Origin of the sequence: Ancylobacter koreensis, assembly GCF_023016525.1 — a bacterium.
In the GTDB taxonomy this organism is placed as follows: Bacteria; Pseudomonadota; Alphaproteobacteria; order Rhizobiales; family Xanthobacteraceae; genus Ancylobacter; species Ancylobacter koreensis.
In genome coordinates this window covers 181,756-207,172 of record NZ_JALKCG010000005.1, presented here as the reverse complement: position 1 = coordinate 207,172, position 25,417 = coordinate 181,756, and the positions used below count along the sequence as shown (strand labels likewise).

Genomic DNA, 25,417 nt, shown 5'->3' with positions numbered 1-25,417 from the left:
CGCTTCACGCCAGCGCGAGGGTGAGCCAGGCGAGGACGAGGTAGCGCCCGACCTTGGCCACCGTCACCAGCAGCAGGAACACACCGAGCGGCTCGCGCAGCACGCCGGCGACCACGGTGAGCGGGTCGCCGATCAGCGGCATCCAGCTCAGCAGCAGCGACCATTTTCCGTAGCGGCGATACCAGCCCTGCGCGCGCTCCAGCGCCGCCTCGCTGGCGGGAAACCAGCGATGGTGCCGCAGCCGCTCGATACCGCGCCCGAGCGCCCAGTTGATCACCGAGCCCAGCACGTTGCCCACGCTCGCCACCATGACCAGCGCCCAGGGCGGCTGCGCCCCGGCGAGCACCAGCGCCACCAGCGCGGCTTCCGACTGCATGGGCAGGATGGTGGCGGCTGCCAGCGCGGCGACGAACAGGCCGGCGTAGGCGGCCGCGTCCACAAGGATGGCGTCGATCATCGCGCGGGGCCGCCCTCTAGCCGCCCGCCGGCGCCAGCAAGGACCCGCTCACTCCGCCAGCACGCGGGTCGAGGGGAAGGTGATCTCCACGATGGTGCCGACATCCACCGCGCTGCGGATGTTGAAGGCGGCGCGGTTGGCTTCCGCCAGCGCCTTGGTCAGCGGCAGGCCAAGACCCGTGCCGCCCGAGCCGGCGCGGCCGGAGGTGGCGATCTGGCGGAACGGCTCCATGGCGATGGCGATGTCGGATTCCGACATGCCCACCCCGGTGTCGCGCACCCGCATCACCACCTCGCCCTCCTCGGTCAGTGTGGTCGAGACGATGACCTGTCCGCCGGGATGGGTGAACTTGATCGAGTTGGAGACGAGGTTCAGCACGATCTGGCGGATCGAGCGCGCATCGGCCACCACGGGGGGCAGGTCGGTGGCGAGCGAGGAGCGGATGATGATGCGCTCGCGGTTCGCCTGCGGCTGCATGATGCCCATGCACTGCTGCACGATCTCGTTGAGCGGCACGCTGGTAAAGGCGAGGTCGAGCTTGCCGGCCTCGATCTTGGAGAGGTCCAGCAGATCGTTGATCAGCGAGATGAGGTGTTCGCCCGAGGCGTGGATGTCGCGCAGATAGTCGCGGTAGCGCTGGTTCTCGATGGCGCCGAAGCGCTCCTCCATCATCACCTCGGAGAAGCCGATGATGGCGTTGAGCGGGGTGCGGATCTCGTGGCTGATCTTGGCGAGGAAGTCGGACTTGGCGAGGTTGGCGCGCTCGGCGAGGCGCTTGGCGTCGGTCAGCTCTTCCTCGGCGCGCTTCCATTGGGTGATGTCGCGCAGCACGGCGCAGAACTTGCTGGGGTCCTCGCCGATGCGGCCCATGGTCATGAAGAGCGGAATCAGCCCGCCCTCGCGCACGCGGCCGATCACCTCGCGTCCGTCATTGAGCACGCTCGCCACGCCGTTGGAGGCGAGGCCGTCGAGATAGTCGACGGCGGCGCGGTGGCTCTCGGGCGCCAGCAGCAGGGTGAAGGCCTCGCCCTGCACGTCGGCGGCATTGAAGCCGAACAGCGCCTCGGCCGGATGGTTCATGCTGAGGATGGCGCCGGCGGCGTCGAGCAGCACCACGCCGTCGGTCGCCGTGTCGAGAATGGCGCGCAGTTCGCGCCCGGAGCTCTCCGCCTCGCGCAACGCCAGCTCGGCGGTGCGCAGGTTCTCGCGCAGCCGCTCGTCGGCGCCGCCGGAGGTGCGGTGGAGCACATAGAGCATGGCGGTGCCGCCGTCCCACGGCGCCGACATGAGCCGCGCCTCGACGGCGATGGGCGCGCCGGCGGCGTCGAAGATGGTGAGCGCGCGGCCGTCCGCCTCGTCCGCGCCGCCGGCGCCGAACAGGGCGGCGAGCCCGCCGGCATCCTCCATCACGGCGACGTCGGGATAGCCGGTCCAGTCCAGCAGGGCGCGATTGGCGTAGAGCAGGCGGTCGCCACGGAAGGCGACAAGGCCGAGCGGCAGCCGGTCGAGCACCGGGCGCTCGCCTTCCGCCAGCAGGCGCTGGAAGCCGTCCGGCCCGGCAGGGACCGGGGAGGGGCGGAGGGCGGGAGGCTCGACGGCGAGGGGCGCGGGCGGCGGCGCAAGCTGGGCCGGGGGCGGCGGCAGATCGGACGCGGCAGGGATTTCCGGCGCGGCGGCGGGCGGCTCGGCGGAAGGGGGAGCGGACGGCAGCGTGGACGGCTCGGAAAAGTCGTCGACGCCCTCCAGACGCGCGCCGAGGGCACGGGCGATCTCGCGGAAGGCGTTGCGCTCGCCAGTCGACAGGCCCTCCCACGAGGCGCGCACGCCATCGGCGCGGGCGTCGCCATGGCCGTTGGTCGGGCTCGCGGGCCCGCGCAGCGGCACCACATTGGGTGCCGAGGGCACGATGCTGAGCGTCACCCGCACCGGCGGCGTCTCCGGGCTAGCGGCGGGAGGGGCGGATTCGGGCTGCGGTGGGCGCGGGGCGGCGGGCGGCAGGGCGGAGGAAGAGGAGGGCGGCGCGGCGGGCTCGGTCGGCGGAACGGCGGCAGCGGCGCGCCGGCCCTTCACGATGCCGAAGCCGCGCATGCCCTCGCCGCGTATGGGCGCCCCGCCGAGCTCGACGTCGAGCGCGTCGCCCTGCGCGGTGGCGAGCAGCACGGGCAGGTGGTTGAAGCTCAGCCCCTCGAGCACGGCGCGGTGGGCGCCATGCGCGCCGAGCGTGCGCCAGTCGAGGCCGGCGATCTCCTCGGGCGCGCGGCCGAGCGCGGCGGCAAGGCGCGGGTCGATGGCGGACAGCCGGGCGTCGAGCCCGGTGCGCCAGGTGAAGCGGATATTGGCGGGCGCGGGCGGGGTTTCTCCGCGCGGGGCGGCGGGCGCGGCCGGCGCCGGTTCCACGGCGGTGGCCGGGGCGAGGTCCAGGCCGACCAGCAGGACGGCGCGCGCGGGGCCGGAGGCGAGCAGCGAGCAGGCGAAGGTGGCGGGCGTCAGCCGGCCGGGCAGGCGCACGCGCTCCAGCCGCGCCGGCCGGTCCGGGCGCAGGCCGGGGGCGAGGCGGGCGGCGAGGGCGGCGGCGAGCGCGTTGTCGAGAGCGGCGCGGCCGCCCGCATTGGCGGCAAGGACGGTGCCGTCGGCATGGACGAGCACGGCCGCCGGCGCTGCCGCCAGGGCGGTGGCCGCCTGGGCACGTAGGGCGTCGATCGCCGCGTTGCCGAAACCGTCCGTCGGAGTGTTCATGACCCGCCAGAAGTGAAGCCGCCGGCACCTCGCCGGACGGAGCGGCAGGCAGAGAAGGCCCGCCGCCGGAACGTAACAATAGTGCCGGCCGGCCCCGCGTGCCACGCGAACCCGGCCCTGTCGTGGCAGCTTCACGTTTTCCGGTTAACCGGTTGCCACCGATCCCGGTTAATCACTTGCAACCGAGGGGAGAGGGCATGCGCACTTTTCCGGTTGCCTTTTGCACCGCACCTACTACTTTGGTTGTAGGCATGTGCCCCGATGTTCCCCGCGCGGGCGGTGGCTAGGATCGACGTTCACCCAAGGGACGGAGTCTGCGACATGGCCGATGATCCGAAGCTCGACATTCCCCCGGAACTGCGCACCATCGCGGAACAGGGGGTCGACCAGGCCCGCGCCGCCATAGACGGCTTCATCGACGCCGCGCACAAGGCGCTCGACGATGCGGGCAAGCAGTTCGACGCCGCGCATGACAATGCGCGCGACATGGGCCGCACCACGCTGGACTTCGCCGAAGCCAACATCGCTGCGGGCTTCGATTTCGCCTCCCGCCTCGCCAGGGCGACGACGGTGGACGAATGGGCGCGCCTCCATGCCGACTACGTGCAGGAGCAGGCGGCCCGCCTCACCGAGCAGACCAAGGTTCTGGGCGAGCATGCCGGGGCGGCGGCGGGGCTCGGCAAAGCCAAGTAGCTCCACCTGACGGTTTCTGGCGTCCTTTGCGCGAAAAAATCCCGCAGACGGGTTGATTGTGCATTGCAATATGATATTGCAATGCACAATTAAGGCAGACGAGATCAGGACAGCCTGCGGCTCTTCGTTCGGAGCCGGGTCTGCCGGTCGGGCACGATCGCGCGCGCGGAAGCGGTCGGTGCCTTTCCGTAGTCGCCGCGAACGTGAGGAGAAACCCATGGTTGAGGCCACCCCGGTCACTGCGTCCACCAAGAAGGTCGCCAAGGCGGCGACGTCCGCTTTCGAGGCGGCGATGCCCAAGCTCGACATTCCGGCCAATCTCGAAGTGCCGGCCGTCATGCGCGAGATGGCGGAGAAGAGCGTGCAGAGCGCGCGCGAAGCCTATGAGAAGATGAAGTCCAGCGCCGAGGAGACCACCGACCTCCTCGAAGACACCTATTCCACCGCCACCAAGGGCGTGGCCGAGTACAACGCCGTGGCGCTCGAGTCGCTGCGCACCAATGTGAACGCGGCCTTCGACTATATGGGCCTGCTGCTGGGTTCCAAGAGCGTGTCGGAAGCGGTCGAGATCTCGACCGGCCACCTGCGCAAGCAGTTCGACGTTCTCTCGGCCCAGGCCAAGGAACTGTCGACGCTGGCCCAGAAGGTTGCCACCGACACCGCCGAGCCGATCAAGGCCTCGGTCGAGAAGTCCATCAAGAAGGCCTCCTGAGCGCCTTTCCATCGTAATGCCGAGACCCGGTCCGCCTGCGCGGGCCGGGTCTTTTCGTGTGCGGTGAGCCTCTCGCGAGCGCCCGGCAGATGCCGCCGCGACCCGGCGCCACGCCGCCTTTTTGTTCGCCCGCCGGCGCTTGACACCCTCCGGCCGCCTGCCTATCTCCGCCGCGATTGGCACTCGTTTTCGAAGAGTGCTAATAACCTGCCCAGCTAATCGCTGCTCTCCCAGCGCCACGCGGCGCGCGACACGAAGACCGAGGATCTACCGATGGCCAAGCTGAAGTTCCGCCCCCTGCACGACCGCATCGTGGTGAAGCGCCTCGATGCCGAGGAGAAGACTGCGGGCGGCATCATCATCCCCGACAGCGCCAAGGAAAAGCCCTCGCAGGGCGAAGTCGTGGCCGTCGGCCCCGGCGCGCGTGACGAGGCCGGCAAGCTGGTGCCGCTCGACGTGAAGGCCGGCGACAAGGTGCTGTTCGGCAAGTGGTCGGGCACCGAGGTCAAGATCGACGGTCAGGACGTTCTGATCATGAAGGAATCCGACGTTCTCGGCATCGTCGGCTGATCTGGCCGAACCGACCCGGACGCAACAGAATTCAGGAGTAGGCCAGATGGCTGCCAAGGACGTAAAATTCGGTGGTGACGCGCGTGATCGGATGCTGCGCGGCGTCGACATCCTCGCCAACGCGGTGAAGGTCACGCTCGGCCCGAAGGGCCGCAACGTCGTGATCGACAAGAGCTTCGGCGCTCCGCGCATCACCAAGGACGGCGTCACCGTCGCCAAGGAGATCGAGCTCGAGGACAAGTTCGAGAACATGGGCGCCCAGATGGTGCGCGAAGTGGCCTCGAAGACCAACGACCTCGCCGGTGACGGCACCACCACCGCCACCGTGCTGGCCCAGGCGATCGTCCGCGAAGGCGCCAAGTTCGTCGCCGCCGGCATGAACCCGATGGACCTCAAGCGCGGCGTCGACCTGGCCGTGATCGAGGCGATCAAGGACATCGAGAAGCGCGCCAAGAAGGTGAAGAACTCCGACGAGGTGGCGCAGGTCGGCACCATCTCCGCCAATGGCGACGCGTCCATCGGCGAGATGATCGCCGGCGCCATGCAGCGCGTGGGCAATGAGGGCGTAATCACCGTCGAGGAAGCCAAGACCGCCGAGACCGAGCTCGACGTGGTCGAAGGCATGCAGTTCGACCGTGGCTACCTCTCCCCCTATTTCGTCACCAACCCCGAGAAGATGACGGTGGATCTGGAAGATCCCTACCTGCTCATCTTCGACAAGAAGCTCTCCGGCCTGCAGGCGATCCTGCCGGTCCTCGAAGCCGTCGTTCAGTCCGGCAAGCCGCTGGTGATCGTCGCCGAGGACGTCGAGGGCGAGGCTCTGGCCACGCTCGTCGTCAACAAGCTGCGCGGCGGCCTGAAGGTCGCGGCGGTGAAGGCTCCCGGCTTCGGCGACCGCCGCAAGGCGATGCTCGAAGACATCGCCATCCTCACCGGCGGCCAGGTGATCTCCGAAGAGCTCGGCATCAAGCTGGAGAGCGTCTCGCTCGCCATGCTCGGCCGCGCCAAGAAGGTGATCATCGAGAAGGAAAAGACCACGATTGTCGACGGCGTCGGCAAGAAGAAGGACATCGAAGGCCGCGTGGCGCAGATCAAGGCGCAGATCGAGGAGACCACCTCGGACTACGACCGCGAGAAGCTGCAGGAGCGCCTGGCCAAGCTCGCCGGCGGCGTCGCGGTGATCCGCGTCGGCGGCGCGACCGAGGTTGAGGTCAAGGAGAAGAAGGACCGCATCGACGACGCCCTCAACGCCACCCGCGCGGCCGTGCAGGAAGGCATCGTCCCCGGCGGCGGCATCGCCCTGCTGCGCGCCAAGAAGGCGGTCGAGAAGCTCACCTCCGACAACCCGGACATCCAGGCCGGCATCAAGATCGTGCTGCGCGCGCTTGAGGCCCCGATCCGCCAGATCTCCGAGAACTCGGGCGTCGAGGGTTCGATCGTGGTCGGCAAGGTGCTGGAGTCGAAGGACCAGAACTTCGGCTTCAACGCCCAGACCGAGCAGTTCGTCGACATGATCGCCACCGGCATCGTCGACCCGGCCAAGGTTGTGCGCACCGCCCTGCAGGATGCCGCCTCCATCGCCGGCCTGCTGATCACTACCGAAGCGATGATCGCCGACCTGCCGAAGCCCGCCTCGTCCGCCCCCGCCATGCCGGGTGGCGGCATGGGCGGCATGGACTTCTGAGGAAGTCCATCCGCCCCTGCGGTTGCTGAGTGCCGAAGCCGGGCAGGCCCGGCTTCGGGTGGCGGCATGGACTTCTGAGGAAGTCCATCCGTTCCTGCTTCCGGCAGAGATGATGAAGACAGGCAAGGGCGCGGCGAAAGCCGCGCCCTTTGCTTTTGAACTTGCCAACCGCCGTACCCGGGCTTGACCCGGGGATCCACGATTTTCGGCGGCCGCAGGGAAGGCGTGGATGGCCGGGACAAACCCGGCCATGACGGCGGACGTATCCCCGCCGCCGTCCACAGCGACGCGCGGCGGCGGTTGCGCCGGGCCGGGCGGGGCGGCATCTTGCCGGCCGGTGCCGGTCGAGGCGCCGAATCGCATCTCGGGAACCGCTTGAATGGCTGTTACGCCAAACTCCGGCACGCGAAACACGGCCCCGCGCAGCCTGCCGGATTTTTCGCATGAGCGTGCCGCCTGGGCGGCCGGCGAGGTTCCCGTCGCCGGCGCCGACGAGGTGGGGCGCGGTCCGTGGGCCGGCCCGGTCGTCGCCTGCGCCGTGGTGCTCGATCCGGCGCGGGTGCCGGAAGGGCTCGACGATTCCAAGCGCCTGTCGGCGGCGCAGCGCGAGAAACTGTTCGAGATCATCTGCGCCACGGCGGAGGTGTCGCTGGCCTTTGCCCCGCCGGCCCGCATCGACGGCCACAACATCCGGCAGGCGACGCTCTGGGCGCTCGCCCGTGCCGTGGCCGGGCTGCCGCGCGCGCCCCGCCTCGTGCTGGTGGACGGCAACGACGCGCCGCCCGTCGCCTGCACGGCGCGCACTGTTATCGGCGGCGACGGCCTCGTCGCCTCGATCGCGGCCGCCTCCATCGTCGCCAAGGTGACGCGCGACCGGCTGATGGCCTCGCTCGGCGCCGCCCATCCCGGCTACGGCTTCGAGCGTCACATGGGATACGGAACGCCCGAGCATCAGCAGGCGCTGGCCCAGCTCGGCACCTGCCGCCACCACCGCACTTCCTTCGCCCCCATCCGCGCCCGGCTGGCGGCGGCGGAATAGCGCCCGCCGGCAACGTTGGACGGCGGGGCTAGTGGTAGCCCTCGCCCTCGCGGACCTTGCCGCGGAACAGCCAGTACACGAAGCAGATGTAGCCGAGGATCACCGGCAGCAGGAACACCGTGCCGATCAGCATGAAGATCTGGCTCGCCGGCGCCGCCGCCGTCTCCCAGACGGTGAGCGAGGGCGGGATGAGGTAAGGGAAGATCGATATCCCGATGCCGACATAGCCGAGCAGGAACAGGCCGATCACGCCGAAGAAGGGCAGGTTGTCGTAGCCCTTCTCCAGCCAGCGCCACACGCCATAGGCGAGCGCCAGCGTCACCAGCGGCACCGGAGCCAGATAGAACAGGTTCGGCGTGGTGAACCAGCGCTCGGCGATGCGCGGGAAGGCGAGCGGCGTCCACAGGCTGACGATGGCCATGAAGACCAGCACCACCGGCAGCAGCACGCGGGCGCGGGCACGGGCGGCGGCGGCCGCCGCGCCTTCGGTCTTCATCACCAGCCAGACGCTGCCGATCAGAGCGTAGCCGGCGACGACGCCGAGGCCGCACAGCAGCGCGAAGGGCGTCGCCCAGTCGAGCGGGCCGCCGGCGAAGGCGTTGTTCTCCACCTTGATGCCCTGCACGAAGCCGCCGAGCAGCACGCCCTGGAAGAAGGCCGCCAGCGTCGAGCCGCCGGCGAACGAGATGCTCCAGAGATAGCGGCTGGTGTCGGCGACGTGGCGGAACTCGAAGGCGACGCCGCGGAACACCAGCGCCAGCAGCATGAAGATGACCGGCAGATAGAGCGCCGGCATCACGATGGAGTAGGCGAGGGGGAAGGCGACCAGCAGCCCGCCGCCGCCCAGCACCAGCCAGGTCTCGTTGCCGTCCCAGAAGGGCGCCACCGAGTTCATCATCTGGTCGCGCTCGCGGTCGTTCGCCGCGAAGGGAAAAAGGATGCCCATGCCGAGGTCGAAGCCGTCCAGCACCACATACATGGCGATGGCGACGGCGAGCAGCAGCGACCAGATGACGGGCAGATACCATTCCATGCCGGCGGTGACGGCCATGGCTCATTCCTCCCGGGCGTTGATGGCGGCGCGCGTCGCCTCGTGGGCGGAGGCGAGCGGACGGTTCGGCACGCCCTCGGGCGGCTCCAGCGCGGCACCCTCCGGCCCCTTCGCGATCAGGCGGTTGATGTAGTAGATGCCGCCCGAGAACACGATGCAATAGACCAGCACGAACAGCGCCAGCGAGGTGGCGAGCGCCCAGCCGGCGACCGGCGAGATGGCGTCCTCGGTGCGCAATATGCCGTAGATCACATAGGGCTGGCGGCCCACCTCGGTGACGAACCAGCCCGCCAGTATGGTGACGAAGCCGATGGGCCAGATGTGCTGGAGCGGGGCGAGATACCAGTCGGTCTCGAACAGCCGGCGCCGCCACAAAAGGAACGCGCCGAGCCAGCCGACCGCGATCATCAGGAGGCCGAGGCCGACCATGACGCGGAAGGCGAAGAAGGGGATGGCGACCGGCGGGCGGTCCTCGCGGGCGAACTCCTTCAGCCCCTTGATCTTGCCGTCGAGGCTGTGGGTGAGGATGAGGCTGCCCAGATAGGGGATCTCGATCTGGTAGTCGTTGCTCTCGGTCTCCTCGTTGGGGATGGCGAACAGCACGAGCGGCACGCTGCCGCCGATATCGTCGCTCGATCCCCAATGCGCCTCGATGGCGGCGATCTTGGCCGGCTGGTGCTCCAGCGTGTTCAGACCGTGCGAATCGCCGATGAAGGCCTGCAGCGGCGCGAGGATGGCGATGAGCCCGATCGCCATGCGCATCATGGTGCGCCCGTCCTCGGGGAAGCGGCCGGCATAGACGTAGCGCGCGCCCACCGCCAGCACCACGAAGGCGGTGGTGAGGTAGCAGGCCGTCACCATGTGGGCGAAGCGGTAGGGGAAGCTCGGGTTGAAGATGACGGCGAGCCAGTCGGCCGGATGGGCGATGCCGTCGATCATCTCGTAGCCGGCGGGCGTCTGCATCCAGCTGTTGGCGGCGAGGATCCAGAAGGCCGAGAGCGAGGTGCCGGCCGCCACCATGACGCAGGCGAAGACGTGCAGCCCGCGCGGCACCCGGTTCCAGCCGAACAGCATGATGCCGAGGAAGGTCGCCTCCAGGAAGAAGGCGGTGAGCACCTCATAGCCGATCAGCGGGCCGATGACGTTGCCGCCGACATGGGCGAAGCGGCTCCAGTTGGTGCCGAACTGGTAGGACAGCACGATGCCCGACACCACGCCCATGGCGAAGGAGACGGCGAAGATCTTGGTGAAGAAGCGCGCGATGCGGTGGTAGCGCTCATGCCCGGTGGCGATCCACAGCACCTCCAGCGTCGCGATATAGGCCGCGAGGCCGATCGTGAAGCTCGGAAAGATGACGTGGAAGGAAACGGTAAAGGCGAACTGGATTCGCGCCAGTAGAATAGGGTCGAATTCCATCGCGCACCCCTCTGCTGTCACCGCTCGCTTCGGGTGACACGGGACAGGTTAAGCCTGTCGGCGGCAGTATGGAACCGTTCAATTCGTCCTATGTGACATAGTGGCCGGACCCGCCTGTTCAGTCGCGCGGCGGCAGGCGGGCGAGCCTCGCCTCGATGGCGAGCATGTCGCGCCACGCCATGCGCTTGCCGAGCGGCGTGCGCAGCAGATAGGCGGGATGGAAGGTGGCGAGCGCGGGGATGACCCGCGTGCCGGTGTCGTATTCCACCCAGCGCCCGCGTGCCTTGGTGATGCCGTCGCGTATGCCCAGCAGCGTCTGCGCCGAGGGGCCGCCGAGGCACACCAGCACCTCCGGATTGGCGAGCTCGATCTGCCGGCGGATGAAGGGCAGGCAGATGGCGGTTTCCTGCGGGGTCGGCGTGCGGTTTCCCGGCGGGCGCCACGGCACCACATTGGCGATGTAGGCGCCGGTGCGGTCGATGCCGATGGCGGCCAGCATGCGGTCGAGCAGCTTGCCCGAGCGCCCGACGAAGGGCTTACCCTCGATATCCTCGTCGCGTCCCGGCGCCTCGCCGACCAGCATCAGCCGTGCCTGCGGGTTGCCGTCGGCGAAGACGAGGCGCGTTGCCGTGTGCTTGAGCGGACAGCCGTCGAAGCGCTCCAGCAGGGCGCGCAGCGTGTCGAGATCGGGCGCCGAGGCGGCGGCCTCGCGCGCTTCCACGGCGGCGAGGTCCGGCGGGGGCGGGGCGTCGGCGGGCAAGGCCGGGCCGGCAGGCGCGCGGGGGGCGGCGGGGGCCTGAGGCGGGCGCACCGGCGCCGGGGCGGTGGAAGGAGCGGGCGCCGCCGCTCTGTCCGCCATGCGCTCGGGCGCGCGCCCGGCGCGGGCGGCGGCCGCCTCGCGCTCGGCGGCGCTCTCAGTGAAGCGGTCCACCGGTTCCTCGCCCAGCGCGACGTCGACCCCCGCTTCCAGATGGAAGGCGAGAATGTCGGCCAGAGCGTCGCGCTCGCCGAATTCGCTGTCGCTAAGTGTCGAGGTCATCAGGCGCATTCTTCGCGGCGGAAGTCTGATCCTATCCGTCGCGGACGCAGTTGTCAGGTCGGGGCAAGCGTGGAAGAAGTCCAATCAGCACGTTGCGGCGGAGGTTTGGGTGATGGACGCGGCGGAACTGCCGGAACGCGAGGCCATGGAGTTCGACGTCGTGGTCGTCGGTGCCGGACCGGCGGGTCTGGCGGCGGCTATCCGGCTGAAGCAGCTCGACGAGAACCTCTCCGTCGTGGTGGTGGAGAAGGGCTCGGAGGTCGGCGCGCACATCCTCTCCGGCGCGGTGATCGACCCCATCGGGCTCGACCGGCTGTTCCCCGGCTGGCGGGAGGAGGCGGACGCCCCGCTGAAGACCCCCGTCACCGACGACCGCTTCTATTTCCTCGGCCCGGCCGGCGCGCTGCGGCTGCCGAATGCGCTGATGCCGCCGCTGATGAACAATCACGGCGCCTATATCGGCTCGCTCGGCAATGTCTGCCGCTGGCTGGCCGCGAAGGCCGAGGCGCTCGGCGTCGAGATCTATCCCGGCTTCGCCGCCAGCGAGGTGCTGTATGAGGACGGCGCGGTGGCCGGCATCGCCACCGGCGACATGGGCATCGGCCGCGACGGCGAGATGACCGAGCGCTACACGCGCGGCATGGAGCTGCGGGCGAAATACACGCTGTTCGCGGAAGGCGCGCGCGGCCAGCTCTCCAAGCAAGTCATCGCCCGCTACGCGCTCGGCGAGGGACGCGAGCCGCAGAAATACGGCATCGGCCTCAAGGAGCTGTGGACCGTGCCGGCCGCGCAGCACCGGCCGGGGCTGGTACAGCATTCCTTCGGCTGGCCGCTGGATTCCGCCACCGGCGGCGGCTCCTTCCTCTACCACATGGAGGACCGGCAGGTGATGGTGGGCTTCGTCGTCCACCTCAACTACGCCAACCCGCATCTGTCGCCCTTCGAGGAGTTCCAGCGCTTCAAGACACACCCGCTGGTGCGCCCGACGCTGGAGGGCGGCACGCGCATCTCCTATGGCGCGCGCGCCATCACCGAGGGCGGCTTCCAGTCGGTGCCGAAGCTGGTCTTTCCGGGCGGCGCGCTGGTCGGCTGCGCGGCCGGCTTCGTCAACGTGCCGCGCATCAAGGGCAGCCACAACGCGGTGCTCTCGGGCATGCTCGCCGCCGAGGAGATCGCCGCCGCGCTGGCCGCCGGCCGGCAGCACGACATGCTGGAAGGCTACGAGGCCGGCTGGCGCGGCTCGGCCATCGGGCGCGACCTGTGGAAGGTGCGCAACGCCAAGCCGCTCTGGTCGACATTCGGCACCTATGCCGGCATCGCACTGGGCGGGCTCGACATGTGGCTGAACACGCTGTTCGGCGTCTCGCCCTTCGGCACGCTGAAGCATGGCAAGCCCGACCACGCCACGCTGAAGCCGGCGGCGCAGACGAAGCGGATCGACTATCCCCGGCCGGACGGCGTCGTCTCCTTCGACCGGCTCTCCTCGGTGTTCCTGTCGAACACCAATCACGAGGAGGACCAGCCCGTTCACCTCAAGGTCGCCGACCTTGCGCTGCAGAAATCCTCCGAGCACGATGTCTATGGCGGGCCTTCCGCGCTCTACTGCCCGGCCGGGGTCTATGAGTGGGTGGAGGCGGATGGACGGGCGGGCGAGGCGCGCTACGTGATCAACGCGCAGAACTGCGTCCACTGCAAGACCTGCGATATCAAGGATCCGAACCAGAACATCACCTGGGTGGCGCCCGAGGGCGGTGGCGGGCCGAACTACCCCAACATGTGAGGCGCGCATGTCTTTCCGGCTTCGGCTCTCCCGGCTTCCCGCCCTCCTTCCGGCGATGGCGCTTGGGGCCGGCCTCGTTGCCGGGCCCGCCTCGGCCCAGCAGGGGCCGGACTACGGCCCGTTCCGCGAGGGGCTTTTCCTGCGCTACCTCAGCGCGGTGCCCGAGGAGATCGACGCCGTGCCGCGCATCGGCCTCTCCTTCGGCGGGCATCCGCTGCGCGCCGTCATCGATTCCGGCTCCACCGGCATCGTCGTCGCCGCCGAATTCGTGCCCGGCTTCGAGCAGTATCCCTCGCAGGGCCCGGCCAGGCTCACCTATTCCAGCTCCGGCCGGGTGATGGTGGGCCAGTGGACGGTGATGCCGGTGACGCTGACCGGGCGCGAGGGGGCGAGCGTGACGACCGACCCGATGCCGGTGCTGGTCGTCACCGAGGTGCAGTGCCTCGACTATGCGCGCATGTGCGAACCGACGACGAGCCCGCGCAACATCGCCATGGTGGGCGTGGGCTTCGCGCGCGAGGGCGACAGCCAGAGCCAGAGCACGCCGGACAAGAACCCGCTGCTGCATGTCGCGCGCGGCGAGGGCCCGCGCCGGCAGGGCTACATCCTCACCCGCGAGGGCGTGCATGTGGGGCTGACCGCCGCCAACACGCGCGGCCCGTTCCGCTATCTCAAGCTGGAGCGCAATGCGGACGGCACGGACTGGAAGCCGACGCCGGCCTGCATCGCGCTCAATGGCATGACGCCGCCGGCCTGCGGCTCGGTGCTGGTCGATACCGGCGTCTCGGTCATGTACATGACCGTCCCGCCCGTGCAGGCGGCCGGCGCGCAGGGCACGCTGCCGCCGGGCACGCCGGTGGCGGTGAGCGTCGGGGCGGGGGAGGCGGCCTTCCCGCTCTACAGCTTCGCGGTCGGCGACGGCTCGCCCGTCACGCCGAGCGCGGTGCATCTGCGGGTGGCGCAGGACCGGCCGGCTTTCGTGAACACCAGCTACCACCTGCTGAACGGCTTCGACGTGCTCTATGACGGCGAAGGCGGCTATGTCGGCTTCCGGCCGAGGTGAGCGGCCGGTGACCGACATCGCCACGGGGGAAGCGATGGCTCGCGAGATCGACGAACTGAGGCAGCTCTTCGCCGGCCAGCCGCGCCCGGCAAGCTGGGCGGAGCGACGGCAGCGGATGGACGAGATCTGCGCCCTCGACCCGCCCCCGGATGACGTCGTGTTCTCGCCCGTCGACCTTGAGGGACTTCCGGCCGAATGGTCGCTGGCGCCGGGGAGCGACCCGGCACGTGTCCTGCTGTATTTCCACGGCGGCGGCTATTGCTCGGGCTCGATCCGCAGCCACCGGGCGATGGTCGGCGCCCTCGGCCGACAGGCGGGCATACGCACCCTCGCCATCGGCTACCGGCTGGCGCCGGAGCACCCTTACCCCGCCGCGCTCGAAGACGCTCTCACCGCCTGGCGCTTCCTGCGGGCGCAGGGCTATGCGGCGCCGTCCATCGCGATCCGCGGGGACAGCGCCGGCGGCAATCTGACGCTCGCCACGCTGGTCGCCCTGCGCGAGGCCGGCGAGGAGATGCCCGCCGCCGCCTGGCTGGTCTCGCCCTGGACCGACCTGACGATGGGCGGCGCCACGCTCGACAGCAAGGCCGCCGTCGACCCGCTGATCAGCCGGGAGTATCTCGACGGGCTGGCGCACGCCTTTCTGGCGCGTCGCGACGCGCGCGATCCGGCCGTCTCGCCGCTCTTCGCCGACCTCGCCGGCCTGCCGCCGACGCTGGTCCAGGTGGGCTCCAGCGAGGCGCTGCTGGACGACGCGGTGGGCATTGCCCGCGCGCTCGGTGCCGCCGAGGTGCCGGTGGTGCTGGAGGTGTGGCCGCAGATGATCCATGCGTGGATGGTATGGGCCGCGCGGCTGGCCGACGGGCGTGCCGGGCTCGCGCGCGCGGCGGGCTGGCTGCGCGCGCAGTTCGCGCTCAGAACAGGCTGAACACGAACACCGCGAGCAGGATGGCGGCGGCCCAGAGGTCGGAGACCATCGCCACGTTCTCGCGCAGGCTGCGCTCCGGGCGCTTCATGTGGTTGAAGCCGGCGAGGGCGAGGAACAGCCCGCCGATGAAGGCCACTGGCAGCGCCCAGATCGAGAAGATGATGGAGAGCAGGCCGGCGAGGCCGATGGAGACGTTGGCGAAGCCGAGCTCCTGCACGATGACATGGGCGCGCGGCTCCTCCACCCCGAGGATGCCGCTCAGCGTGTAGCCCGGCCGCAGGATCTGCGAGACGCCCGCCAGCAGCAGCCGCACGCCCACCGCCCAGAAGGCGAACCATTTGGTGGCGGCGAGGACAAAGCCGCCGAGGCTGGTGATGCTGCCGAACTCGATGGCGATGCTGACGAGCGGCGCCACCACCATCGTCAGCGCTATGACCGCGTAATACATCCTCACCCCCGTCGATCGGCCCCGGGCGAAGTGTGGCGGCGGCGCGGGCAATGTCAACGAAGGTCGAAGCGTTCTCCCGCGCCCCGTCATCGAACTGTAATCCGGGCTTCATCCACCCGTCACGCACGAGGACTACCCCAAGCCGGTCTTCAACAGGCCGGCGGGAGATCCGATGGCGGCAGCGCTGCAACTCGACCGGGTGAGCAAGACCTATGGCGCCATGCGCGCCGTGGACAATGTTTCCATCCTCATTCGCGAAGGCGAGCGCGTGGCGCTGATCGGCGCCTCGGGGTCGGGCAAGTCGACGCTGATCCGCCTCGCCTCCGGGCTTATCCTCGCCGATGCGCAGGGCAGCGGCACCGGCGCCGTGCACGCCTTCGGCCTCAAGGTGCAGGAAAGCGGCCGGCTCGCCTCCGAGGTGCGCGCCGCCCGCCGCAATATCGGCCTCGTCTTCCAGCAGTTCGCGCTCGCCGGGCGGCTGAGCGTTATGACCAATGTGCTGGTCGGCGTGCTCGGGCGCATCGGCGCGCTGCGCGGCACGCTCGGCCTGTTCAACGCCGACGAGAAGCGCACCGCCTATGCCGCGCTCGCCGAGGTCGGCATCGCCCAGCACGCCGCCAAGCGGGCGCGCGAGCTTTCCGGCGGCCAGCAGCAGCGCGTCGCCATCGCCCGCGCCTTGGTGCAGGGCGCCAAGCTGGTGCTGGCCGACGAGCCCATCGCCTCGCTCGATCCCAAGAGCGCCAAGCGCGTGATGGACACGCTGGTGACGATGAGCCGCGACCACGGCATCGCGCTGGTCGTGTCGCTGCATCAGGTGGACTACGCCACCGCCTATTTCGACCGCGTCATCGCGATGAATGCCGGGCGCGTCGTGTTCGACGGCCCGGCCTCGCAGATCAACGCGGCCTTCCTGACCGAGCTCTACGGCGCCAGCGCCGAGGAGCTGATCCTGCCGAGCCAGTTTGCGGTGGCGGCCCCCGCCGACGCCGCCCCTTCGCACACATTATCCTGACAGGAGCCACGACCATGAAGCGTATCCTTGCCGCCGGCCTCGCGCTGGCCGCCCTTGCGAGCGCTCCGGCGCGCGCCGCCGACGAGATCAAGGAGCTGAACTTCGGCTTCATCTCCACCGAGTCCTCGGCCAACCTCGCCAAGAGCTTCGAGCCGCTGCTCAAGGACATGGAGAAGGCCATCGGCATTCCGGTGAAGCCCTTCTTCGTCGGCGACTATGCCGGTGTCATCGAGGGCATGCGCTTCAAGAAGGTCGATGTTGCGTGGTTCGGCAACAAGTCGGCCATGGAAGCGGTGGACCGCTCGAACGGCGAAGTCTTCGTCAAGACCGCCAAGCCGGACGGTTCCTCGGGCTATTATGCGCTGATCGTCACCAATGCCGACCGCAGCGACATCAACGATCTCAAGGACGTGCTGGACTGCTCGAAGGGCTTCAACTTCGGCAATGGCGACCCGAACTCCACCTCGGGCTTCCTGGTCCCCGGCTACTACGTGTTCGCGATGAACAATGTCGATCCGGTCAAGTGCTACAAGCGCGTCGTGACCGGCAACCATGAGAGCAACCTGCTCGCGGTCGCCAACAAGCAGGTCGACTTTGCCACCAACAACACCGAAAACGTCACCCGCCTGCAGATGACCCGCCCTGAAGAGGCGAAGAAGATCAAGGAAGTGTGGCGCTCCCCGCTGATCGCCGGCGACCCGATCGTGTGGCGCAAGGACCTGCCGGCCGACCTCAAGGCCAAGATCTACACCTTCTTCATGACCTATGGCCGCAACGGCACCCCGGAAGAGATCGAGCACGCCCGCGCCGTGCTGGCCAAGACCTCGGACGGCTGGGGCCCCTTCCTCGCCTCCTCCGACGCCCAGCTGATCCCGATCCGTCAGCTCGAGCTGTTCAAGTCCAAGGTCAAGATCCAGAACGACGACAAGCTGTCGGCTGACGAGAAGGCCAAGAAGGTCAAGGAGATCGACGACAAGCTCGCCGCTCTCGAAGAGCAGTCCAAGAAGCTGCCGAGCATGTGAGCCCCAGCGGGCGGCCGCCGCGCCGCCCGCAGCCCTCCTCGGATTCCGACCGATCCCGGAGCGGCGCCGAGCCGTCTCCGGGATCGCCGCGAGAGGCGGCCGGCACAGCCCCGCCCGCGACGAACGCTCTCCTTCGAAGACGCCCGCCTTGCCGCCGCGACGCCGCGGCCGTGCCGACGACAGGGAACCCGCCATGTTCGCCACCGAAGCCGAGCGTACCGCTCACCGCGCCGCCGAGCGCACCCTGCCGGCTCCGCCGGTGACGCCGTTCCTGACCCGCCTGACGCGGCTCGCCGGCGCGGCGCTGGTGGCGGTGGTTCTGGTGTTCGCCTGGCACGAGGCGGAGATGAACCCGGCGCAGCTCGTGCGCGACGCCGGCAACATGGCAACGCTCGGCGCCGACTTCCTGCGCCCCGACTTCACCGACTGGGACGTCTACTTCAACGCCATGCTGGAGACGCTGGCGATCGCGATCTGGGGCACGCTGCTGGCAGTGATCGTCGGCATCCCCTTCGGCATCCTCTCCGCCGACAATGTGGTGCCGCACTGGGTGGCCTTCCCCATCCGCCGGGTGATGGACGCCTGCCGCGCCATCAACGAGCTGGTCTTCGCGCTGATCTTCATCGCCGCCGTGGGCCTCGGTCCCTTCGCCGGCGTGCTGGCGCTGTGGATCCACACCACGGGCGTGATCGCCAAGCTGTTCTCCGAGGCGGTGGAGGCCATCGACCCGGCGCCCGTCGAGGGCATTCGCGGCACGGGCGGCACCTGGCTGCAGGAGATCATCTACGGCGTGCTGCCGCAGGTGCTGCCGCTGTGGATCTCCTACGCGCTGTACCGCTTCGAATCGAATGTCCGCTCGGCCACCGTGCTCGGCATCGTCGGCGGCGGCGGCATCGGCATGACCTTCAACGAGACCATGCGCGGCTTCCTTTACTCGCAGGCGGCGGCGATCCTGATCATCGTGATCCTGACCGTGACCATGCTCGACATGATCAGCCAGCGCATCCGCAAGCGCTTCATCTGAAACGCGCTTCATCTGAGGGTCGGCGGGTCCGGCCCGTCCTCCCTATTCCGGCAGAAAAGGCGCGGACGCCCGTTCCGCGCCTTTTTCATGTCGCGCGGCGCGCGGGGCGCGCGCGGCAAATGGCGCTAAAGCTCTCCAAACATTAATGTCGCGGACACCATGCTGCCAGCATCGGCCGGCTCATATGGCCGTTCCGCGTCACCGGAGTCGCTCCCTTGCGTGCCATCCTCTCGCTTCTCGCCGACGTCTGGCGGCTGTCCATTCCCTATTTCCGCGGCGAGGACCGCTGGCGCGGCCTCGCTTTGCTCGGCGCGGTGGTCGCCATGGAGGTGGCCTGGGTCTTCGCCACCGTGATGGTGAACAAGTGGAACGCCGTCTTCTACGACGCGATCCAGGAGAAGGACTACGCCGCCTTCACCCGCCAGCTCTGGATCTTTGCCTTCATCGCGGCGGGGGCGATCACGGTGGCGGTCTACCAGGTCTATCTGCGGCAGTGGCTGGAGATACGCTGGCGCAACTGGATGACCGACAAGTACCTGACCGCCTGGCTCGCCAACCAGACGCATTACCGCATGCGCCTGAAGGGCGACCTCGCGGACAATCCCGACCAGCGTATTGCCGAGGACATACGCAGCTACATCGCCCAGACCATCAGCCTGTTCCTCGGCCTGCTCAACGCGGTGATGACGCTGTGCTCCTTCGCCGTCATCCTGTGGGGGCTGTCGGGCGACTTCTCCTTCAACCTGTTCGGGGCGAGCTGGGACATTCCCGGCTATCTCGTCTGGGCTGCCTTCGCCTATGCGGCGGCGGGCACGGCGCTCGCCCACCTCATCGGCCGGGTGCTTGTGAAGCTGAACTTCGACCAGCAGCGCTTCGAGGCGGATTACCGCGTCGAGCTGGTGCGCGTGCGCGAGAATGGCGAACAGATCGCGCTGATGGCCGGCGAACCGGTGGAGCGCGAGCGCCTGCTCTCGCGCTTCGCCCATGTGGTGCACAATTACTGGGGCATCATGATCGCGCAGAAACGGCTGACCTGGTTCACCGCCGGCTACAGCCAGCTTTCGATGATCTTCCCCTTCGTGGTGGTCTCGCCCGCCTATTTCGCCGGCACCATCCAGCTCGGCCAGCTCATGCAGACGGGCTCGGCCTTCGGACAGGTGCAGGGCTCCTTCTCCTTCTTCATCGGCGCCTATGCCCAGCTCGCCGACTGGAAGTCCGTCGTCGACCGTCTGGTCGGCTTCGAGCGCTCCGTGCTGGCGACGCAGGCCGAGGCGCTGCAGAGCGACTTCCGCGCCGCGCCGGCGGCGGCCGGGGACGCCCCGCTCGCCGTCTCGCAGATGGAAGTGCGCCTGCCGGACGGGCGGGCGCTGCTCACCGTCGACGACCTCGCGATCCGGCGCGGCGAGCGCGTGCTGCTCACCGGCCCCTCGGGCGCCGGCAAGAGCACGCTGCTGCGCGCCATCGCCGGAATCTGGCCCTATGGGCATGGCGAGATCGCGCTGGCGGCGGGCGCGCGCATGCTCACTTTGCCGCAGCGCCCCTATCTGCCGATCGGCACGCTGCGCGGGGCGCTCGCCTATCCCGACCCGATGGAGCGCCATTCCGACGAGGAGATGCGGCTCGCGCTGGAGGCGGTCGGCCTCGCGGGCTTTGCCGGCTGGCTCGACGAGCGCGCGCTGTGGCCGGCGGTGATGTCGGGCGGCGAGCAGCAGCGCCTCGCGGTCGCCCGCGCCCTGCTGCTGAAGCCGGACGTGTTGCTGCTGGACGAGGCGACCTCGGCGCTGGACGAGCCGGGCGAGGCGGCTCTCTACCGGCTGCTGCGCGAGCGGCTGCCGGCGACGGCGATGCTCTCCATCGGCCACCGTTCGACGCTGCGCGCGATGCATGAGCGCCATATCGAGCTCACCCGCGCCGGCGACGGGCCGGCACGGCTCGAGCTGGCGCAGGCGCTGCCGGCCGGTGCCTGAACGCGGCTCAGCGCGGCGCGGCGGCGGCGCGCGCCGCCGCCTCGATCGCCAGCGTGCGCTCCAGCAGGATCTCGTAGATCGGGCGGCCGCCCAGCGCCTGCGAGGTCATGTTGGAGAAGATGGCGGTGATCATGACCGGCACCAGCACGGAATAGGCGCCGGTCAGCTCCAGCACCAGCACCATGCCCACCATCGGCGCGCCGATGGTGGAGGCGAACAGCCCGCTCATCGCCGCGATGGCGAAGGCGGCGTGGCCGTGCTCCGGCAGCGCCGTCACGCTCTCGATGGCGGTGCCATAGCAGAGGCCGATGGTGGTGGCGAGGGCGAGGATGGGCGCGAAGATGCCGCCGGCGACGCCGGTCGAATAGCTCGCCATGGTCATGACGAAGCGCAGCAGCACGATGAAGGCCAGCATGGCGAGCGGCAGGCCCTCCCGGGTGAGCTGCACGGCAAGCAGTTCGCCGCCCTGCGTCGCCTCCGGCCGGACGAACACCAGCACGCCGACGACGAGGCCGACGGCGGTCGGAAAGATGTAGTAGGAGCGGCGCTCGCCGAGCCGGCGCACATGGTCGAGCGACCACACCAGCGTGTGGTTGAAGCCGACGCCGACCGCGCCGAGGATGACGCCGAGCACGAGAAAGGCGGGCAGCCAGCCATAGGGGATGGCGCTCGCCTCCAGCAGCATGTAGGGCCGGTTGCCGGTGAGGGTTTCGGTGACGATGGCGCTGGCGATGGAGGCCAGCACCACGGCGATGTAGCTGCGCGCCGAATAGGGGAACTGGCGCCGCGTCTCCTCGATGACGAACAGCACCGCCGCCAGCGGTGCGTTGAACGCCGCCGCGAGCCCCGCCGCGCCGCCCGCCGCCAGCATGGCGCGCATGTCCTCGGACTGCCATTTCATCAGGTCGGACGCCGCCTTGGCCACGGACGCGCCGATATGGATGGTCGGTCCCTCGCGGCCGAGCACCATGCCGGAGGAGAGGGACAGGAAGCCGCCGACGAACTTGACCGGCAGCACGCGGTGCCAGCGCACCTGGCGCAGCCCTTCCATCGCGCCCTCGATCTCCGGCACGCCCGAGCCGCTGGCCTCCGGCGCGAAGTTGCGCACCAGCCAGAGCGAGACGAGGGTCATGGTAACGGCGACGAGCGCGGCGGCGGCGTAGAGCGGCAGGCCGTCGAGGCCGAGCGTGGTGTCGAGGAAGGCCGGCCATGCGGCGGAGAACCGCTCGACGCCGACATGAAGCGCGACGCCGAGCACGCCGACGACAGCGCCCACCGCGATCGCGACGAGGTGATAGACCGCATTGCCCATGCCGCGCCGATGCCTCCGCTCATGCTTCGATCAGTTGAGGGCATCGGTAGCATCGGCGGGCGGGTATCGGAAGAACGTAGACGCGGCTGACGCTACGGCGGCGCGGCGATCCGTCGCCACGCCGCCGGCGGATCAGGGCGGGGCGGATCAGGGGAGGGCGGGCGCGTAGGTCGAGACCGGCTCCACCTTGTCGATCAGCCCGTGGCTCTTCATGAACGCGCCGAGGCGCTCATAGCGGCCGGCGTCGAGTGCCGCCGGGGCGTGGGCGAAGCGGCGCAGCGTGTCGGTCCAGGCGGTGCGGTTGAGCTCGTCGTCGAGCTTCGGATTCGCCTTCACGAAGAGCTCCCACGCCTCTTGCGGGTGGTTGAGCACATAGATGGTGGCGTCCTCGACGGCGGCGAGGAAGGCCTTGAGCCGGGGATCGCCGATCTTGTCCTTATGGGCGACGTAGATCAGTTCGTCGAACACCGGCACGCCGTGCTCCTCGGGGAAGAAGGCGACGCCTTCCTTGCCCTCCAGCTTGATCTGGGTGAGTTCGAAATTGCGATAGGCGCCGATCACCGCGTCGACCTTGCCGGAGACGAGGGCGGGGGAGAGCGCGAAATTGACGTTGATCATCGTCACGTCGGTGGGCTTCAGCCCGGCGCTCGCCAGCATGGTGCCGAGCAGCGCATCCTCCAGCCCGGCCACGGAATAGCCGACCGTCTTGCCCTTGAGGTCGGCCAGCGACTTGATCGGCCCGTCCTTCAGCACCACCAGCGCGGTGAGCGGGGTGGAGATGAGCGTGCCGAAGCGCACCAGCGGCAGGCCTTCCTTGACCGAGAGATAGAGGCTGGGCTGGTAGCTCACCGCGATCTCGGCCTGCCCGGCGGCGACGAGGCGCGGCGGGGCGGAGGGGTCGGCGGGGGCGACCAGCTCGACATCGAGCCCGTGGGCTTTGAAGAAGCCCTTCTCCTGCGCCACGACCAGCGGGGCGTGGTCGGGGTTGACGTACCAGTCGAGCAGCACAGTGAGCTTGTCGGCCGCGCTCGCCTGGGCGAGGCCGAGCGCGAGGGCGAATGCCGTCGCGGCGATGGTCTTGAACATGGATCTCCTCCCAGTGGAGATCCGGCGCATGAGCTTACGGGAGAATCCGGCGCAGGTTCGCGCCACGCGCCATCCTGCCGTCGTTCCGTCCCTTCGCCGGCATGACCCGGATCAGGTTCAAAGGGTCTGGCGGATGCCATCTCAGCCCCTTGGCCTTTCGGCCGCAGGACACCCCTCGGATGCGGCGCACGCTAGCATCGCCGGCATGCCACGGCAAATCGGGCGGGCGGGATAACGCGCCCTATTCCCCGCGCCAGCCGTCGAGATAGACCGTGCGCTCGACCCCGGCGAAGCGGCCGAGGCGGGTGAGCTCGGCGTCGAGCGCAGCGAGCCGGTCCTTGGTGGCGCGCACGCCGGGCTCCAGCCAGAGCCGGCGCACGTCGAGCGTGCCGCCCTTGCGGTCGGCCTTCATGTCGATGCGCCCGACCATGCGGTCGCCCTCCAGCAGCGGGAAGACGTAGTAGCCATAGACCCGCTTCGGCGCCGGCACGAACACCTCGATGCGGTAGCTGAAGCCGAACAGCCGCTCGGCGCGGGTGCGGTCGCGCAGCAGCGGGTCGAAGGGGCTCAGCACGCGCAGCCGCGAGGGCGGGGCGGGCAAGGTATCGAAGCCGGGAATCGCGTCGGCGAAGGCGTGCGAGGCGCGTGGCTTGCCGCCCTCGGCGCCCTCGATCAGCACCGGGGCCAGCCGGGCCCGGTTCGCCTCGACCCAGCCCCGCGCCTCCTCGGGCGAGACGAGGTCCCAGAAGGCGGCGATCTCGCCATGGGTGGCGAAGCCGAGCCGCTCCAGCGCCGAACTGCAGGCCCAGTCGACGAAGGCCTCCGGCGACACCTCGCCGACGGCGAGAGGGGCGGGGATGACGCGCTCGGTGAGGTCGTAGACTTTCTGGAAACCCTCGCGGCCGGCGATGGCGAGCGCCCCGGTGCGCCAGTGATATTCGAGCGCGGTCTTCTCCGGGTGCCAGTTCCACCAGCCGGGCTGACGCTTCTCTGTGCCCGCCTCCCGCTCGAAGTCGCGCGCCATCAGCGGGCCCTCGCGGCGCACCCGCTCCAGCACATGGTCGACATAGGTCTCGAAGCCGTTCTCGTGCCAGCTTCGCCAGCGCGCCGCCAGCGTCTGCCGCGCCCGCGCGAAGCGGTGCTTCCAGTGGGGGAAGAAGGCGGAGGGGATGATGGCGGCGTCGTGAGTCCAGTGCTCGAACAGCGTGCCGTCCTTCTCCAGCAGCGCAGCGAGGTGCTCGCGCCTGTAGGAAGGGTTGCGGGAGAACAGGATGTGGTGGTGCGCCCGCTCGACGGTCGAGATGCTGTCGACCTGCACGAAGCCGAGATCGTGGATCAGCTCCAGCAGTCCCGCCTTGCCGGCGGCACCGCGCGGCCGGCTGAGCTGCTGTCGCGCGAGGAAGATGCGCCGCGCATCGGCATTGGACAGGCGCAGGCTCACGCGTCACCGATCCAGTCGAGCTTCACCGCGATGTCGCGGCCGGTCGCCTTGGCGGCGTACATCAGCGTGTCGGCGCAGCGCAGCAGCGAATCGACGTCGACCGGCTTGCGGGTGAGCGCCACACCGATGGCCGCGCCGACCGTGAGCCTGTTGCCGTCGTCCTCGATCACCGCACACAGCGTGTCAGCGAAGAGCTGCATGTCGGCCATGGTCGGCGCGTCCTGCGGCTCGAAGGTGCTGATGCGGGCGAACTCGTCGCCGCCGATCCGCACGAGGAAGTCCTCGGGGCGGGACTGGTGGCGCAGCCGGTCGGCGAATGTGCGCAGCACGCGGTCGCCGACCATGTGGCCGAAGCGGTCATTGATCGCCTTGAAGCCGTTGAGGTCGATATAGGCGAGGCCGATGCCATGGCCCTCGGCGCGTTGTTCCAGAAGGCCGCGCAGGCGGTGGTCGAACGCCGCGCGGTTGGGCAGGCCGGTGACGGCGTCCGTGAAGGCGGCTTCCAGCAGCCGGCGCTCGAACGCCTTGCGCTCGGTGTTGTCGATGATGATCTCGATGTCGAATTTCTGCCCGTCTATCGTGCGGCGCTGGGTGGAAATAAGCGTCGGCACGATGCGCCCGGAGGAATGGCGCAGATCGACCTCCTCAAGCTCGAACAGGCCGACCGAGTCCAGTGCCTCTATGCGGCGCAGGCGCTGAGGGTCCTCCAGCGGGCGCACCGTGTCGAGAAACATCGGCTTGCCGTCGATCTCCTCCCAGCTCCGGCCGATCATGGTGAGATAGGCGGGATTGGCCATGATGTAGCGCGAGACGTGCTCGGCCGTCGAAATGCAGATGGCCACGGGCGAAAGCTCGAACACGTCGGCGAGCGCTTGATAGATCACGGGGCGCGAGATCATGGATCCCCACAGGGCCGGAACTGGTTCATCGTCCATGC

22 protein-coding genes and 1 riboswitch are annotated in these 25,417 nt (G+C 69.3%); of the genes, 12 read left to right on the top strand and 10 right to left on the bottom strand.

Annotation, left to right across the window (positions count from 1 at the left end):
- Positions 1–4: 4 nt before the first annotated feature.
- Together MWN33_RS13810 and MWN33_RS13805 are read right to left on the bottom strand one after the other, a co-directional pair.
- A complete protein-coding gene (locus tag MWN33_RS13810) occupies positions 5–457 on the bottom strand; it encodes a YqaA family protein (protein WP_247201613.1) in 453 nt (150 codons plus the stop codon).
- Positions 458–505: 48 nt separating this feature from the next.
- Complete coding sequence (locus tag MWN33_RS13805; protein WP_247201612.1) at positions 506–3,193, bottom strand: PAS domain-containing sensor histidine kinase; 2,688 nt, start codon at positions 3,191–3,193, stop codon at positions 506–508.
- A 321-nt stretch (positions 3,194–3,514) separates the two neighbouring features.
- Here MWN33_RS13805 and MWN33_RS13800 point away from each other — a divergent pair, with 321 nt between their 5' ends.
- The 5 genes from MWN33_RS13800 to MWN33_RS13780 all read left to right on the top strand — a co-directional run bounded on the left by MWN33_RS13800 (position 3,515) and on the right by MWN33_RS13780 (position 7,891).
- Positions 3,515–3,886, top strand: a complete 372-nt coding sequence (locus tag MWN33_RS13800) for a phasin family protein (RefSeq protein WP_247201611.1) — start codon at positions 3,515–3,517, stop codon at positions 3,884–3,886.
- A gap of 217 nt (positions 3,887–4,103) precedes the next feature.
- Positions 4,104–4,598, top strand: a complete 495-nt coding sequence (locus MWN33_RS13795) for a phasin (RefSeq protein ID WP_247201610.1) — start codon at positions 4,104–4,106, stop codon at positions 4,596–4,598.
- Between the two features lie 273 nt (positions 4,599–4,871).
- Positions 4,872–5,168 (top strand): co-chaperone GroES, encoded by a 297-nt coding sequence (groES, locus tag MWN33_RS13790; protein WP_152301400.1) that lies wholly within the window; start codon positions 4,872–4,874, stop codon positions 5,166–5,168.
- Between the two features lie 46 nt (positions 5,169–5,214).
- Positions 5,215–6,852, top strand: coding sequence for a chaperonin GroEL (groL, locus tag MWN33_RS13785; protein ID WP_247201609.1), 1,638 nt, complete (start codon positions 5,215–5,217; stop codon positions 6,850–6,852).
- Positions 6,853–7,231: 379 nt separating this feature from the next.
- On the top strand, positions 7,232–7,891 hold the full coding sequence (locus tag MWN33_RS13780) for a ribonuclease HII (protein WP_247201608.1): 660 nt from the start codon (positions 7,232–7,234) through the stop codon (positions 7,889–7,891).
- A gap of 28 nt (positions 7,892–7,919) precedes the next feature.
- On the opposite strand, the gene cydB is transcribed toward MWN33_RS13780, so the two are convergent.
- The 3 genes from cydB to MWN33_RS13765 all read right to left on the bottom strand — a co-directional run bounded on the left by cydB (position 7,920) and on the right by MWN33_RS13765 (position 11,397).
- The gene (cydB, locus tag MWN33_RS13775) at positions 7,920–8,942 is read right to left on the bottom strand and encodes a cytochrome d ubiquinol oxidase subunit II (RefSeq protein WP_281493772.1); all 1,023 of its coding nucleotides are present in this window, start codon (positions 8,940–8,942) and stop codon (positions 7,920–7,922) included.
- Between the two features lie 3 nt (positions 8,943–8,945).
- Positions 8,946–10,358, bottom strand: coding sequence for a cytochrome ubiquinol oxidase subunit I (locus MWN33_RS13770; RefSeq protein WP_247201607.1), 1,413 nt, complete (start codon positions 10,356–10,358; stop codon positions 8,946–8,948).
- A gap of 118 nt (positions 10,359–10,476) precedes the next feature.
- Entirely contained in the window at positions 10,477–11,397 is a 921-nt protein-coding gene (locus tag MWN33_RS13765; protein ID WP_247201606.1) for a uracil-DNA glycosylase, read from the bottom strand.
- A gap of 112 nt (positions 11,398–11,509) precedes the next feature.
- Between MWN33_RS13765 and MWN33_RS13760 the strand changes: the two genes are divergently transcribed.
- The 3 genes from MWN33_RS13760 to MWN33_RS13750 are packed head-to-tail and all read left to right on the top strand — an operon-like array spanning position 11,510 to position 15,168.
- A complete protein-coding gene (locus MWN33_RS13760; protein WP_247201605.1) occupies positions 11,510–13,177 on the top strand; it encodes an electron transfer flavoprotein-ubiquinone oxidoreductase in 1,668 nt (555 codons plus the stop codon).
- A gap of 7 nt (positions 13,178–13,184) precedes the next feature.
- Positions 13,185–14,240: a hypothetical protein gene (locus MWN33_RS13755; protein WP_247201604.1), complete on the top strand. Its 1,056-nt coding sequence runs from the start codon at positions 13,185–13,187 to the stop codon at positions 14,238–14,240.
- A gap of 34 nt (positions 14,241–14,274) precedes the next feature.
- A complete protein-coding gene (locus MWN33_RS13750; protein ID WP_247201663.1) occupies positions 14,275–15,168 on the top strand; it encodes an alpha/beta hydrolase in 894 nt (297 codons plus the stop codon).
- Here MWN33_RS13750 and MWN33_RS13745 read toward each other — a convergent pair.
- Positions 15,155–15,616, bottom strand: coding sequence for a hypothetical protein (locus MWN33_RS13745; protein ID WP_247201603.1), 462 nt, complete (start codon positions 15,614–15,616; stop codon positions 15,155–15,157). The two genes, MWN33_RS13750 and MWN33_RS13745, sit on opposite strands and share 14 nt — an antisense overlap.
- Before the next feature lie 172 nt (positions 15,617–15,788).
- On the opposite strand from MWN33_RS13745, the gene phnC reads away from it, so the two are divergent.
- From phnC to MWN33_RS13725, 4 genes are all read left to right on the top strand, one after another.
- Positions 15,789–16,628, top strand: a complete 840-nt coding sequence (gene phnC, locus MWN33_RS13740; RefSeq protein ID WP_247201602.1) for a phosphonate ABC transporter ATP-binding protein — start codon at positions 15,789–15,791, stop codon at positions 16,626–16,628.
- Positions 16,629–16,642: 14 nt separating this feature from the next.
- Positions 16,643–17,650 (top strand): phosphonate ABC transporter substrate-binding protein, encoded by a 1,008-nt coding sequence (gene phnD, locus MWN33_RS13735; RefSeq protein WP_247201601.1) that lies wholly within the window; start codon positions 16,643–16,645, stop codon positions 17,648–17,650.
- Positions 17,651–17,843: 193 nt separating this feature from the next.
- Positions 17,844–18,674 (top strand): phosphonate ABC transporter, permease protein PhnE, encoded by an 831-nt coding sequence (gene phnE, locus MWN33_RS13730; RefSeq protein ID WP_247201600.1) that lies wholly within the window; start codon positions 17,844–17,846, stop codon positions 18,672–18,674.
- Between the two features lie 215 nt (positions 18,675–18,889).
- Positions 18,890–20,641, top strand: a complete 1,752-nt coding sequence (locus tag MWN33_RS13725; protein WP_247201599.1) for an ABC transporter ATP-binding protein/permease — start codon at positions 18,890–18,892, stop codon at positions 20,639–20,641.
- A gap of 7 nt (positions 20,642–20,648) precedes the next feature.
- On the opposite strand, the gene clcA is transcribed toward MWN33_RS13725, so the two are convergent.
- From clcA to MWN33_RS13705, 4 genes are all read right to left on the bottom strand, one after another.
- Positions 20,649–21,953 (bottom strand): H(+)/Cl(-) exchange transporter ClcA, encoded by a 1,305-nt coding sequence (gene clcA, locus MWN33_RS13720; protein ID WP_247201598.1) that lies wholly within the window; start codon positions 21,951–21,953, stop codon positions 20,649–20,651.
- A gap of 147 nt (positions 21,954–22,100) precedes the next feature.
- Positions 22,101–23,039: an ABC transporter substrate-binding protein gene (locus MWN33_RS13715; RefSeq protein WP_247201597.1), complete on the bottom strand. Its 939-nt coding sequence runs from the start codon at positions 23,037–23,039 to the stop codon at positions 22,101–22,103.
- A gap of 71 nt (positions 23,040–23,110) precedes the next feature.
- Positions 23,111–23,225, bottom strand: a riboswitch (TPP riboswitch).
- A 55-nt stretch (positions 23,226–23,280) separates the two neighbouring features.
- Complete coding sequence (locus tag MWN33_RS13710; RefSeq protein WP_247201596.1) at positions 23,281–24,480, bottom strand: winged helix-turn-helix domain-containing protein; 1,200 nt, start codon at positions 24,478–24,480, stop codon at positions 23,281–23,283.
- Entirely contained in the window at positions 24,477–25,379 is a 903-nt protein-coding gene (locus MWN33_RS13705; protein WP_247201595.1) for a sensor domain-containing diguanylate cyclase, read from the bottom strand. Before MWN33_RS13705 ends, MWN33_RS13710 begins: the two co-directional genes overlap by 4 nt.
- Positions 25,380–25,417 lie beyond the last annotated feature (38 nt).

What these genes read in the sequence shown, in the direction of transcription:
- MWN33_RS13805 (WP_247201612.1), bottom strand. Translation starts at nt 3,193, where the DNA reads ATGAACACTCCGACGGACGGTTTCGGCAACGCGGCGATCGACGCCCTA.
- MWN33_RS13715 (WP_247201597.1), bottom strand. Translation starts at nt 23,039, where the DNA reads ATGTTCAAGACCATCGCCGCGACGGCATTCGCCCTCGCGCTCGGCCTC.
- phnC (WP_247201602.1), top strand. Translation starts at nt 15,789, where the DNA reads ATGGCGGCAGCGCTGCAACTCGACCGGGTGAGCAAGACCTATGGCGCC.
- clcA (WP_247201598.1), bottom strand. Translation starts at nt 21,953, where the DNA reads ATGGGCAATGCGGTCTATCACCTCGTCGCGATCGCGGTGGGCGCTGTC.
- MWN33_RS13745 (WP_247201603.1), bottom strand. Translation starts at nt 15,616, where the DNA reads ATGTATTACGCGGTCATAGCGCTGACGATGGTGGTGGCGCCGCTCGTC.
- MWN33_RS13765 (WP_247201606.1), bottom strand. Translation starts at nt 11,397, where the DNA reads ATGACCTCGACACTTAGCGACAGCGAATTCGGCGAGCGCGACGCTCTG.
- cydB (WP_281493772.1), bottom strand. Translation starts at nt 8,942, where the DNA reads ATGGCCGTCACCGCCGGCATGGAATGGTATCTGCCCGTCATCTGGTCG.
- MWN33_RS13770 (WP_247201607.1), bottom strand. Translation starts at nt 10,358, where the DNA reads ATGGAATTCGACCCTATTCTACTGGCGCGAATCCAGTTCGCCTTTACC.
- MWN33_RS13705 (WP_247201595.1), bottom strand. Translation starts at nt 25,379, where the DNA reads ATGATCTCGCGCCCCGTGATCTATCAAGCGCTCGCCGACGTGTTCGAG.
- MWN33_RS13760 (WP_247201605.1), top strand. Translation starts at nt 11,510, where the DNA reads ATGGACGCGGCGGAACTGCCGGAACGCGAGGCCATGGAGTTCGACGTC.
- groES (WP_152301400.1), top strand. Translation starts at nt 4,872, where the DNA reads ATGGCCAAGCTGAAGTTCCGCCCCCTGCACGACCGCATCGTGGTGAAG.
- MWN33_RS13810 (WP_247201613.1), bottom strand. Translation starts at nt 457, where the DNA reads ATGATCGACGCCATCCTTGTGGACGCGGCCGCCTACGCCGGCCTGTTC.
- MWN33_RS13795 (WP_247201610.1), top strand. Translation starts at nt 4,104, where the DNA reads ATGGTTGAGGCCACCCCGGTCACTGCGTCCACCAAGAAGGTCGCCAAG.
- phnD (WP_247201601.1), top strand. Translation starts at nt 16,643, where the DNA reads ATGAAGCGTATCCTTGCCGCCGGCCTCGCGCTGGCCGCCCTTGCGAGC.
- phnE (WP_247201600.1), top strand. Translation starts at nt 17,844, where the DNA reads ATGTTCGCCACCGAAGCCGAGCGTACCGCTCACCGCGCCGCCGAGCGC.
- MWN33_RS13755 (WP_247201604.1), top strand. Translation starts at nt 13,185, where the DNA reads ATGTCTTTCCGGCTTCGGCTCTCCCGGCTTCCCGCCCTCCTTCCGGCG.
- MWN33_RS13750 (WP_247201663.1), top strand. Translation starts at nt 14,275, where the DNA reads ATGGCTCGCGAGATCGACGAACTGAGGCAGCTCTTCGCCGGCCAGCCG.
- groL (WP_247201609.1), top strand. Translation starts at nt 5,215, where the DNA reads ATGGCTGCCAAGGACGTAAAATTCGGTGGTGACGCGCGTGATCGGATG.
- MWN33_RS13800 (WP_247201611.1), top strand. Translation starts at nt 3,515, where the DNA reads ATGGCCGATGATCCGAAGCTCGACATTCCCCCGGAACTGCGCACCATC.
- MWN33_RS13780 (WP_247201608.1), top strand. Translation starts at nt 7,232, where the DNA reads ATGGCTGTTACGCCAAACTCCGGCACGCGAAACACGGCCCCGCGCAGC.